An 11,530-nucleotide genomic window follows, 5' to 3' on the forward strand; every position below is an offset into this window, starting at 1 on the left:
GGCGGAACATCTTCGCGCGGCGCTTTTATTTTGCCGCCATGCTATAATTCAGCCGTGTCTCAAACGATAAAAACGAACGTTCCCGCTGGGGACGCGGGGGGAAATTTCCATGAACTACGATGCGATCATCGTCGGCGCGGGGCCGGCGGGGATTTTCGCGGCGCTGGAACTGACCGGCGCCGGCAAAAGAGTGCTGATCGTCGACAAGGGACGGCTCATCAGGGAGCGGATCTGTCCGATCATGGCGGGGCAAGCCGACCGCTGCGTCAACTGCCCGTCCTGCGCCGTGGTGTCCGGCTGGGGTGGCGCGGGGTCGGCCTCCGACGGCAAGTTGACGATCACGACCGGCTACGGAGGCAATCTCGAAGAGTATGTCGGCACGGCGGAGCTGGAGCGCCTGATGAAAGCCGTGGACGACCGCTTCGTCGCCGACGGCGCCGATCCCCATCTGTACGAGCCGAGCGGGCAGAACGTACACGACACGATCCGCCGCGCCGCCGCGGCGGGCATCAAGGTGCTGCCGGCCAGGATCCGCCACATCGGCACCGACGCCTCGCGCGAAGTGCTCGACGCCATGTACCGTTCCCTGCGCGACAAATGCGACATCCTCATGAACACGTTCGTGCAGGACATCCTTGTCGAAAACGGCGCCGCCGTCGGCGTGGTCACGAGCGACGGCACGGAACATCGCGCCGCCGACGTCATCGTCGCGCCGGGGCGCGACGGCGCTTCGTGGCTGGAAGGAATCGTCAGGCGCCTGAAGCTGCCGATCGCCTCGATGCCGGTGGACATCGGCGTGCGCGTCGAAGTGCCCGACAGCGCCTGCGAGGAACTGACGCGCGACTTTTACGAAGTCAAGTGCCTCTACAACACGCCCACGTTCGACGACCGCGTGCGCACCTTCTGCATGAACCCGTCGGGGTTCGTGGTCTCCGAGTTCAACCGCACGCACGGCCTCGTCACCGTCAACGGGCACAGCCTCAAGAACACCAAGTCGCGCAACACAAATTTCGCCGTGCTCGTCACCAAGAACTTCACGCGCCCGTTCACCGACCCGATCGGCTACGCCACGCACATCGCCCGTCTCGCCAACATGCTGGCCGGCGGCGGCCTGCTGGTGCAGCGCCTCGGCGACCTGCGCGACGGCCGTCGCTCCACGCCCGACCGCATCGCCCGCGGCATGATCGAGCCGACGGGCCCCGCCGTCCCCGGCGATCTCAGCCTTGTGCTGCCTCATCGCCACATGACCGACATCGTCGAGTTCCTCGACGCGCTCAACGTGATCATGCCCGGCGTCAACCAGAACGACACGCTGCTCTACGGCGTGGAGATCAAGCTCTATTCGCTGCGTCTCGAGCTGAAAAACAACCTCGCCGTGCCGAACGTCAAACATCTGTACATGGCCGGCGACGGGGCCGGCGTCAGCCGCGGCATCATCCAGGCGGCGGCCAGCGGGCTCGTGGCCGGAAGGGCCGTTCTCGGCGCCTGAACTCTCAAAAAAAATTCCGTTCGCAAGGAGGCGGATTCTCCATGGAAAAGAACCGCGTCGCAAATCCGAACCCCATCCGCCCCGCCCGCGCAATGCAAGGGCGCGAGGCGCCGGCCGCCTGGTTCGCGAAAGCTGGTTTCGATCCGAATGCTTGACAGGAACACGGCCGTAATATTTCAGGGAGACGCGGTGCTACTCTGCCGCGGGCGCCTGCCCCAAGCCGCCGAAGCGTCGCTGCTGCCGCTGAGCGATTCGGGTTCCTTCGGCGCGCTCGCTCCCGACGGCTGCCTCTGGGGGCGCGTCGCGGACGACGCGCCGCTGCCCGAAGGCTGGACTGCCATGAATCGCCGCGCCTTCGGCGAACAGTTCGGCAGAGAAGACTTTCAGGCCATGAGCGCCGCCTGGGGTTTGGCCGACTGGCATCGTCAGAGCCGCTACTGCGGCTGCTGCGGCGCGAAGATGGAGCCCGCTCCCGGCGAGCAGCACGCCATGAAGTGTCCCAACTGCGGGCACATGCTCTTTCCCGTCATCTGCCCGGCCATGATCGTGGCCGTCGAACGCGGCGGCAAGCTGCTGCTGGCCATGAACAAGCGCAACAAATTCAACCGCTTCAGCGTGCTGGCGGGATTTCTCGAAGTCGGCGAATCGATCGAAGACGCCGTCGTCCGCGAAGTGCGCGAAGAAGTGAACGTCGAAGTGGAGCGGGGCAGCATCCAGTACCTGTACAGCCAGTACTGGCCGTTTCCCCGCTCGTTGATGCTGGCCTGCCGCGCCCGCTGGAAGAGCGGCGAGCTTCGCCCCGACGGCGTGGAGATCGGCGAGGCGCGCTGGTTCGCTCCCGACGAGATTCCCGCCAACGTTCCCGGCTCGATCACCGTGGCCGGCTGGTTGATCCGCGACTTTCTCGCGCGCCACCCGCGCCGCGGAAACGCCGCCGAAAGCTGCTGACACCGGTTCCCAGCTGCCTAAAATCTATTCGATAAAACGAGGGCTGACCGATCTTTTCGGCCAGTCCTCGTTTTTTCTTGCTCGCCGTCGTTCAATGACTTAAGAATAAATAATTCCGATTATTTTATCATTTGCCGTCTAAACTTTAGGCTTGAATTAACGCAATAATTGCAATATTACTTATTTTAACGGCGTCGACAGTTTACTTTTCGCTGAGCCGCTCATATAATTCATTTTCATAAACGCGAAAAGGCATGGCGTTCCTTCGCCAGAGCGGACCGCGCGCCTTCGCGTCGGCAGAACCGGCTGAAAACGCCCGTTCTGCACATTTCGCTCGTGAAAGGGTGTTTGAACGATGAAAAAGAACGTATTGGCATTCGTTTTCGCCGTCTCCATGACGGCCGGCTGCGCTTTCGGCGCCGACGCCTTCAAGCTGGGCGGCACGGCCCCTCTGACGGGCGGCGCGGCCATTTACGGCAACGCCGCCAAGAACGGTGCGCAGATCGCCGTCGACGAGATCAACGCCGCCGGCGGCATTCGGTTCGAGCTGAATTACGAGGACGACACGCACGACGCCGAAAAGGCCGTCAACGCCTACAACGCCCTCAAGGACTGGGGCATGCAGCTCTCGCTCGGTTCGGTCACGTCCAAACCCTGCGAGGCGACAGCCGCCGAGAACTTCGCCGACCGCATCTTCGCGCTCACGCCTTCGGCTTCGGCCGTGGCCGTCACGGCCGGCAAGGACAACGTGTTCCAGATGTGTTTCGTCGATCCCAACCAGGGATCCGCCTCCGCCCAGTACATCGCCGGCAATGCCTTGGCCAAAAAAGTCGCCGTGATCTGGAAGAACGACGACGTGTACTCCAAGGGCATTCATGACACGTTCGCGACCAAGGCGGCCGCAGCCGGCCTTGAAGTGGTCAGCGACACGACGTTCGCCGACGGCAACGACACCGACTTTTCGGTGCAGCTGGCCGACGCGCAGAAGGGCGGGGCCGAGCTGGTGTTTCTGCCCATGTACTATCAGCACGCTTCGCTGATCCTCGCTCAGGCGGCGGCCATGAACTTCGCGCCCAAGTGGTTCGGCGTGGACGGCATGGACGGCATCCTGACCATGGAAGGCTTCAACAAGGATCTGGCCGAAGGCGTCATGCTCCTGACTCCCTTCAATGCCGACTCCACGGACGAGCGCACGGCCGCTTTCGTGGCAGAGTATCGGAAACGTTTCGGCGAAGCGCCCAATCAGTTTGCCGCCGACGCGTACGACTGTGTCTATGCCTACCGTCAGGCGCTCGAAAACGCCAAGGCCACTCCCGGCATGGATGCCGAGAAACTCTGTGAGCTGATGATCGGGCAGTTCACGACGATGACCTTCAACGGGCTGACGGGGAGCAACATGACGTGGAAGCCCAACGGCGAGATCTCCAAGGATCCCAAAGGCATGATCATCAAAAACGGCGCTTACGTCGGGCTCGATTAAGTTTCAAGGGCGGAAGCGGGCGGCGCGCCGTTCCGCCTTGCCTGAGAGCGTCGCCGGAAGGCCGGCCTGACCGGTCCTTTCGGCGGCGCTCTCGCTTTTCTCTTCCGAACGGCGCCATCCCGCCGTTCGTCGTTTTTCCATTTTTTGCGAGATCTTTCGAGGTGAACCCATGACCTTTCTGAATTTCTTTATCAGCGGCATCAGCCTGGGCAGCATTTACGCGATCATCGCGCTGGGCTACAGCATGGTCTATGGCATCGCCAAGATGCTCAACTTCGCCCACGGCGACGTGATCATGGTCGGCGCCTACGTCTGTTTCTACGCCGTGTTCCGCTTCCATCTTCCGGCGCTCGCCGGCGTCGCTTTCGCCGTGACGGTCTGCACGCTGCTGGGCATCGTCGTGGAAAAGCTGGCTTACAAGCCGCTGCGTCAGGCCCCGTCCCTGGCAGTGCTGATCACGGCCATCGGCGTGAGCTACTTCCTTCAGAACACGGCGCTGCTGCTTTGGACCTCGAACCCCAAGGTGTTCCCCTCGGTGGTCGGACGTGGCGCGGTCCAACTGTTCGGCGGCCAGCTGTCCATCTCTCACGTGACGATCGTGACGATCGTTTCCTGCCTCGTCATCATGACGGCGCTGTCGTGGTTCGTCGGCCGCACGCGCATGGGCAAGGCGATGCGCGCCTGCTCGGAGGACAAGGGCGCGGCGCTGTTGATGGGCATCAACGTCAACGCCACCATTTCGCTCACGTTCGCCATCGGCTCCGGCCTCGCGGCCGTGGCCGGCGTTTTGCTGTGCTCGGCTTATCCGACGCTGATGCCGACGACGGGTTCGCTGCCGGGCATCAAGGCGTTCACGGCGGCCGTTTTCGGCGGCATCGGCTCCATTCCCGGCGCTTTTCTGGGCGGGCTGCTGCTGGGCGTGATCGAGATTTTCGCCAAGGCCTACATTTCCACGCAGCTTTCTGACGCCGTGGTCTTCGCCGTGCTGATCGTGGTGCTGCTGGTCAAGCCCGCGGGGCTATTGGGCCGTCAGGTACAGGAGAAGGTGTAGCCATGAAGCGGCTGATCAACCTCAAAAGGCCCGAAGCGCGCCGCGTTTACGGGACTTACGCGCTTGTGACGCTGGCCTACGTCATCCTCCAGATCATGATCTCGACGCGGACGCTCAGTTCGTCCATGAAGGGAATGCTGGTGCCGATCTGCGCCTACATGGTCATGGCCGTGGTGCTAAACCTGGTGGTGGGCGTGCTCGGCGAGCTGTCGCTGGGGCACGCCGGCTTCATGTCCGTGGGCGCGTTCACGGGCGTCGCCTGCGCCATCCTGCTGCAAGATCTCGTGCCTCTCGCGCCGCTGCGCCTGTCCGTTTCCATGGCGGCAGGGGCGGCGTCCGCGGCGCTGGCCGGTTTTTTGATCGGCATTCCCGTGCTGCGGCTCAAGGGCGACTACCTGGCCATCGTCACGCTGGCCTTCGGCGAGATCATCAAAAGCGTGCTGAACAATTTTTACATGGGCGTCGACAAGGCCGGTCTGCACTTCAGCATGCTGTCCGACAAAACGGGGCTGGCGCCCGGCGGGCGGCTGATCGTCGGCGGCCCGATGGGCATCGGCGGCATCCGCAAGATCGCCACGTTCGGCACCGGTTTCGCGCTGGTGATGATCGCGCTGGTCGTCGTCTACAATCTCATCAACAGCCGTCTGGGGCGCGCCTTCCAGGCCGTCCGCGACGACCGCATCGCCGCCGAGAGCGTCGGCATCGACGTCACCAGGTACAAGATGACCGCCTTTGTCGTTTCCGCGGCGCTGGCGGGAGCGGCCGGCTGCCTGTTCGCGATGAACTACTCGACGATCGTCGCCAACAAGTTCGACTTCAACACTTCGATCCTGATCCTCGTCTTCGTGGTGCTGGGCGGCCAGGGCAACATGCTCGGTTCAATCGTCGCCGCCGCGGCGCTGACGATCCTGCCGGAAAAGCTGCGCGAGTTCCGCGACTACCGCATGCTAATCTACGCGGTGCTGCTGATCGCCATCATGCTCGGGTCCAACAACGCGGCCGTAAGGAATTTCTTCGCGCGGCTGAAACTTTTCGGCCCCAAGGCGGAGGAGGAAACGTTCCATGGCCACTAAACTCGTTCCCGTCCCCTCGCGCGCGCTGGTTCCCGAGCGCGACGCCGGACGCGCCCCGATCCTGGAGTGCGTCAATCTCGGACTGACGATCGGCGGTCTGAAGATCGTCGAGAACTTCAACCTCACCATCGGCCGCACGGAGATCGCCGGGCTGATCGGTCCCAACGGCGCCGGCAAGACGACGGTCTTCAACCTGCTCACCAAAGTCTACCACCCCACCACGGGCACCGTGCTGCTCGACGGTCAGGATACCGCCGGCATGACGCCGGCGCAGGCCAACCGCCTCGGTATCGCCCGCACGTTCCAGAACATCCGACTTTTCAAGAACCTCAGCGTCGCCGACAACGTCAAAGTCGCCATGACCAACGACATCCACTACGGCCTGTTCGGCGCGATCCTGCGCCTGCCACACTACCGCCGCCAGGAACTGGCTGCCCATCGCCGCGCTCTCAAGCTGCTGTCCATCTTCGACATGCAGGGTCTGGCCGACGTCAAGGCCGGTTCGCTGCCCTACGGCGCGCAGCGCCGCCTCGAGATCGTGCGCGCTCTCGCCACCTACCCGTCGCTGTTGCTGCTCGACGAGCCGGCGGCAGGCATGAATCCCTCGGAAACGCGCGAGCTGATCGACAGCATCCGCCGCGTGCACGAGATGTTCCCGATCGCCATCATGCTCATCGAACACGACATGAATCTGGTCATGAACCTGTGCGAGGGCATCTGCGTGCTCAACTTCGGGCGCGTCATCGCCAAGGGCGCGCCGGCGGACATCCAGAGCGACCCCGCCGTCATCGAGGCCTACCTCGGCCGGCAGAAGGAGGACTAACCATGGCCGATCCAATCCTCAAAGTCGACGATGTTCACGTCTTTTACGGCAGCATCCACGCCATCAAGGGTATTTCTTTCGAAGTCTTTCAGGGCGAGATTGTCACGCTGATCGGCGCCAACGGTGCCGGCAAATCCACGACGCTGAACACCATCTCCGGCCTGCTGCCGCGCACGGGGACCGTGTCGTTCTTCGGGAAGCGGCTGGCGCGGTTCGCGCCGTACAAGATCGTCGCACAGGGATTGGCGCAGGTGCCCGAAGGCCGCCGCATTTTCCTGCAAATGTCGGTGCAGGAAAATCTGGAAATGGGCGCCTACACGCGCCGCGCCGCCGGCGCGCAGAGCCTCGCCGCCGATCTGGAAAAAGTCTTCGCGCTTTTCCCGCGCCTGAAGGAACGCCGCCGTCAGGTGGCCGGCACGCTCTCCGGCGGCGAGCAGCAGATGCTCGCCATGGGACGCGCGCTGATGAGCCGTCCCAAGCTGCTCATGCTCGACGAGCCCTCCATGGGCTTGGCGCCGCTGCTTGTCGAAGCCATTTTCGACATCATCGGCAATCTGCACGCGAACGGCGCCACGATCCTGCTCGTCGAACAGAACGCACGCATGGCGCTCTCCATCGCCGACCGCGGCTACGTGCTGGAAACCGGCCGCATCGTCGCCACCGGCACCGGGCGCGAACTGCTCGACTCTCCCGCCATCAAAAAAGCCTATCTGGGCGGCTGATACTGTTTCTTAATCAGAAAGCCGAACGGCATTTTGCATTATTATGATGTAAAATGCCGTTCGGCTTTTATAAGGGGAGATTGAGTTAGTCCTGTCAAATCAATTTGAGGAAAATAATTCCCTATTGAAACTTTTCCCCATATTATTTAAAATAGACTTATATTACTGTTTTTTGCAGAGATGGAGAAAAGGAACGCTTTCGCAAAAAACAGCATGCCTTGAACCGGAAATTTCGGAGGGGCCGGCGAAAAGGCATATTTTCCAAAACAGGGGGAAGAATCGTGAGCAGACTCAGCATCGTCACAAAAAATCAGGCGCAGACGACCGTCGAAGGCCTGTACAAGGACATGGAGCGCCGCATTCAGGCCAGTCCTCCCGAACTGTGTCCGGTCGATCTGGCCGTTTCGTTCCTGCACATCTGCCACTCGCAGTCGTGCGGCAAGTGCGTGCCCTGCCGCGTCGGCCTCAGCCGTCTGGAAGAACTTCTCAATTCCGTGCTGGACGGCCGCGCCGACATGGGCACCATCGACACCATCGAGCGAACGGCCGAGAGCGTCTACCTCACCTCGGACTGCGCCATCGGACAGGAAGCCGCCCGTATGGTGCTCAAAGGCGTGCGCGGCTTCCGCGACGACTTCGTCGAACACATTCAGCACGGCCGCTGCATGTGCCTGCAAAACCAGCCCGTGCCCTGCGTCTCGTTGTGCCCGGCGCACGTGGACATTCCCGGCTACATCGCCCTGATCCATGCCGGCCGTTACGGCGACGCCGTGCAGCTGATCCGCAAGGACAATCCGCTACCCGCCGTGTGCGGCATGATCTGCGAGCATCCCTGCGAGACTCGCTGCCGCCGCACGCTGGTCGACAATCCCATCAACATCCGCGGGCTTAAGCGCTACGCCGTGGAGCACGAGGAGACGATCCCCGTGCCGAAGCGCGCCCCCGCCACGGGCAAAAAAGTCGCCGTCGTCGGCGGCGGCCCCGGCGGACTGAGCGCCGCCTATTATCTGTCCATCATGGGGCACGACGTGACAGTTTACGAGCAGCGTCAGCAGCTGGGCGGCATGCTCCGCTACGGCATCCCCGCCTACCGCCTGCCCCGCGAAGTGCTCGACCGCGAGATCGCCGGTCTCCTTTCGGCAGGGATCCATGTCAAAACCGGGATCAGCGTCGGCAACGACGTCTCCGTCAAGGAACTGTACGATCAGTACGACGCGCTGTACCTTTCCATCGGCGCCCACATCGACAAGAAACTGGGCATCGAGGGCGAAGAGGCCGAGGGCGTCATCTCCGCCGTGGAGATGTTGCGCGCCATCGGCGACGACCATTATCCCGACTTCACCGGGCTCGACGTGATCGTCGTCGGCGGCGGCAACGTCGCCATGGACGTGGCCCGCTCGGCGGTAAGGTGCCACGCCAAGTCAGTGCGCCTCGTCTACCGCCGCCGCAAGGAGGACATGACCGCCCTGCCCGAGGAGGTGGAAGGCGCCATCGCCGACGGCGTGGAGATCGTCGAGCTTCACGCGCCGCTTCGCATCATCAGGGACGAAAACAACAAGGTCGTTTCGCTCTGCACGCAGCCGCAGATCATCGGCGGATTCAAAAACGGCCGGCCGGCGCCGGTCGACGCGGACGCGCCGGAGATCGACTTCCGCTGCGACCGCGTGCTGGTGGCCATCGGCCAGGGCATCGAGTCGCGCACGTTCGAGCAGTACGGCATCCCCGTCAAGCGCGGCGCGATCGAGAGCATGGACACCACCGGCATCAAAGACGCCGACGGCATCTTCGCCGGCGGCGACTGCGTCACCGGCCCCGCCACGGTCATCCGCGCCATCGCCGGCGGCAAGGTCGCGGCGGCCAATATCGACGAGTATCTGGGTTTCGACCACGTGATCACGAGCGGCATCGAAGTGCCGCAGGTGCGCTTCGACGACCACACGTCCTGCGGCCGCGTTAACATGGTGGAACGCCCCGTCGCGGAACGGATTCGCGACTTCGATCTGATGGAACTGCCGATGAGCGACCAGGAAGCGCGCCAGGAATCCGGCCGCTGCCTGCGCTGCGATCACTTCGGCTATGGCGTGTTCAAGGGAGGGCGTGTGGAAAAATGGTAAACGTCGTCATCGATGGCAAACGCATCAAGGTTCCGGAAAGAACGACGATCCTCGACGCCGCCAAGGCCGCGGGGATCAGGATCCCCACGCTCTGTTTCCTCGAAGGCGTCAACGAGATCGGCGCCTGCCGCGTCTGCGTCGTCGAGGTGGAAGGGCACGAGCGCCTCTTCACGGCCTGCAACAATCCCGTCGAAGAGAGCATGGTCATTCACACCAACAGCAAAAAAGCCCGCGAGGCCCGCCGCGCCAACGTGCGCATGATCCTCTCCGAGCACGACGACCATTGTCCGTCGTGCGTGCGCAGCGGCAACTGCGAACTGCAGCGCATCGCCAACGAGCTCAACATCCACGACACGCCGTTTGAAAAGCATTACGTCAGCCGGCGGACCAGCCCCGACTTTCCGCTCATCCGCGACTTTTCGCTCTGCATCAAGTGCATGCGCTGCGTGCAGGTCTGCGACAAGATCCAGCACGCCAACGTCTGGGACGTGGTCAACACCGGCGCCAAGACCACCGTCGACGTGGCCCGCGTCTATCGCCTCGAAGACGCCGACTGCGCCCTGTGCGGCCAGTGCATCACCCACTGCCCCGTGGGCGCGCTGCACGAACGCGACGACACCCAGAAAGTGCTCGACGCCATCGACGATCCCGAAAAGATCGTGCTCGTCCAGATCGCGCCGGCCATCCGCACCGCCTGGGGCGAAGAGTTCGGCATGAAGCCCGGGGAGGCCACCGTCACGCGTCTGGCCGCGGCGCTGCGCCTCGTCGGCTTCGACTACGTGTTCGATACCAACTTCTCCGCCGACCTCACGATCATGGAGGAAGGCAGCGAGTTCGTGGAGCGTCTCAAGCACCGCGACCGCGAGAAATTCCCGATGTTCACCTCCTGCTGTCCCGGCTGGATTCGCTTCGTCAAGAGCCACTGGCCGCAGTTCGTCGGCCAGCTGTCGTCGGCCAAGTCGCCGCAGCAGATGTTCGGCGCCGTCGCCAAGAGCTGGTACGCGCAGACGCTCGGCGTCGATCCGTCCAGGATCTTCTCCGTCTCCATCATGCCCTGCCTGGCCAAAAAGGCCGAGTGCGCGCTGCCCGGCATGGACGGAGCCGGCGCGGGGCAGGACGTGGACGTCGCTTTGACCACGCGCGAAGTGTCGCGTCTGATCCGTTCGCTGCAGATCCAGCCGCAGGACCTCGCAGACGAAGAGCTCGACATGCCGCTCGGCGTCGGCAGCGGCGCGGGCGCGATCTTTGGTGCCACTGGCGGCGTCATGGAAGCGGCGCTGCGCAGCGCGTTCTTCCTCGTCACCGGCAAAAATCCCGAGCCCGACGCCTTCAAGTCGGTGCGCGGTATGGACGGTTGGAAGGAAGCCACGTTCGACATCGCCGGGACCGCGCTCAAAGTGGCCGTCGTCAACGGCCTCGGCAACGCCGACAAGCTGCTGGCCGCGCTCGACCGCGGCGACGTGCGTTACGATTTCGTCGAAGTCATGGCCTGCCCCGGCGGCTGCGTTGGCGGCGGCGGGCAGCCGATCCACGACCGCGTGGAGATGGCGCCTCAACGCGCCCCTACGCTCTACGACATCGACCGCGGCATGGAGCTGCGCTTTTCGCACGAGAACCCGTCCATCCTCGCGTGCTACCAACAGTTCCTCGGCGCGCCGCTGTCGGAAAAAGCGCACCGTCTGCTTCACACGACATACCACGGCTGGAAGATGCCCGGCGAAAAGTAGCGGGCCGTTTCCCGCCGCGGCAGACGTGGAGTTCCGCCCCGTTCGCCCGGGGCGGAGCTTTTTTTTTGCGCGCCCTGCAAAGACCGAGAGGCGCCGCTCTTTT

9 protein-coding genes are annotated in these 11,530 nt (G+C 63.4%); all 9 read left to right on the plus strand.

Translation table 11 applies throughout. The annotated features are described in order from the left end of the window. The first annotated feature begins 109 nt into the window (after positions 1 to 109). Positions 110 to 1,489 (plus strand): NAD(P)/FAD-dependent oxidoreductase, encoded by a 1,380-nt coding sequence (locus HMPREF7215_RS10375; protein ID WP_009165828.1) that lies wholly within the window; start codon positions 110 to 112, stop codon positions 1,487 to 1,489. A gap of 147 nt (positions 1,490 to 1,636) precedes the next feature. Further along, on the plus strand, positions 1,637 to 2,437 hold the full coding sequence (gene nudC / locus HMPREF7215_RS10380; RefSeq protein WP_083798328.1) for an NAD(+) diphosphatase: 801 nt from the start codon (positions 1,637 to 1,639) through the stop codon (positions 2,435 to 2,437). A 355-nt stretch (positions 2,438 to 2,792) separates the two neighbouring features. Continuing rightward, positions 2,793 to 3,917 (plus strand): ABC transporter substrate-binding protein, encoded by a 1,125-nt coding sequence (locus HMPREF7215_RS10385; RefSeq protein ID WP_009165832.1) that lies wholly within the window; start codon positions 2,793 to 2,795, stop codon positions 3,915 to 3,917. 169 nt (positions 3,918 to 4,086) lie between these two features. Beyond that, positions 4,087 to 4,968, plus strand: coding sequence for a branched-chain amino acid ABC transporter permease (locus HMPREF7215_RS10390; protein WP_009165834.1), 882 nt, complete (start codon positions 4,087 to 4,089; stop codon positions 4,966 to 4,968). A 2-nt stretch (positions 4,969 to 4,970) separates the two neighbouring features. Further along, positions 4,971 to 6,041, plus strand: coding sequence for a branched-chain amino acid ABC transporter permease (locus HMPREF7215_RS10395; RefSeq protein ID WP_009165835.1), 1,071 nt, complete (start codon positions 4,971 to 4,973; stop codon positions 6,039 to 6,041). Continuing rightward, positions 6,031 to 6,864 carry an ABC transporter ATP-binding protein gene (locus HMPREF7215_RS10400; protein WP_009165836.1) on the plus strand — a complete coding sequence of 278 codons (834 nt, stop codon included), beginning with the start codon at positions 6,031 to 6,033 and terminating at the stop codon, positions 6,862 to 6,864. The genes HMPREF7215_RS10395 and HMPREF7215_RS10400 overlap by 11 nt, the downstream gene beginning before the upstream one ends. Before the next feature lie 2 nt (positions 6,865 to 6,866). Further along, complete coding sequence (locus HMPREF7215_RS10405; protein WP_009165837.1) at positions 6,867 to 7,586, plus strand: ABC transporter ATP-binding protein; 720 nt, start codon at positions 6,867 to 6,869, stop codon at positions 7,584 to 7,586. A gap of 281 nt (positions 7,587 to 7,867) precedes the next feature. Continuing rightward, positions 7,868 to 9,700 (plus strand): NAD(P)-binding protein, encoded by a 1,833-nt coding sequence (locus HMPREF7215_RS10410; protein ID WP_009165838.1) that lies wholly within the window; start codon positions 7,868 to 7,870, stop codon positions 9,698 to 9,700. Continuing rightward, positions 9,694 to 11,427 (plus strand): NADH-dependent [FeFe] hydrogenase, group A6, encoded by a 1,734-nt coding sequence (locus tag HMPREF7215_RS10415; protein WP_009165839.1) that lies wholly within the window; start codon positions 9,694 to 9,696, stop codon positions 11,425 to 11,427. The genes HMPREF7215_RS10410 and HMPREF7215_RS10415 overlap by 7 nt, the downstream gene beginning before the upstream one ends. Positions 11,428 to 11,530: the final 103 nt, after the last annotated feature.

It is taken from the genome of Pyramidobacter piscolens W5455, assembly GCF_000177335.1.
GTDB lineage: Bacteria > Synergistota > Synergistia > Synergistales > Dethiosulfovibrionaceae > Pyramidobacter > Pyramidobacter piscolens.

Bases quoted from the DNA above. Each gene is read 5' to 3' on its own strand.
- HMPREF7215_RS10375 (WP_009165828.1), top strand. From the start codon at position 110: ATGAACTACGATGCGATCATCGTCGGCGCGGGGCCGGCGGGGATTTTC.
- nudC (WP_083798328.1), top strand. From the start codon at position 1,637: ATGCTTGACAGGAACACGGCCGTAATATTTCAGGGAGACGCGGTGCTA.
- HMPREF7215_RS10385 (WP_009165832.1), top strand. From the start codon at position 2,793: ATGAAAAAGAACGTATTGGCATTCGTTTTCGCCGTCTCCATGACGGCC.
- HMPREF7215_RS10390 (WP_009165834.1), top strand. From the start codon at position 4,087: ATGACCTTTCTGAATTTCTTTATCAGCGGCATCAGCCTGGGCAGCATT.
- HMPREF7215_RS10395 (WP_009165835.1), top strand. From the start codon at position 4,971: ATGAAGCGGCTGATCAACCTCAAAAGGCCCGAAGCGCGCCGCGTTTAC.
- HMPREF7215_RS10400 (WP_009165836.1), top strand. From the start codon at position 6,031: ATGGCCACTAAACTCGTTCCCGTCCCCTCGCGCGCGCTGGTTCCCGAG.
- HMPREF7215_RS10405 (WP_009165837.1), top strand. From the start codon at position 6,867: ATGGCCGATCCAATCCTCAAAGTCGACGATGTTCACGTCTTTTACGGC.
- HMPREF7215_RS10415 (WP_009165839.1), top strand. From the start codon at position 9,694: ATGGTAAACGTCGTCATCGATGGCAAACGCATCAAGGTTCCGGAAAGA.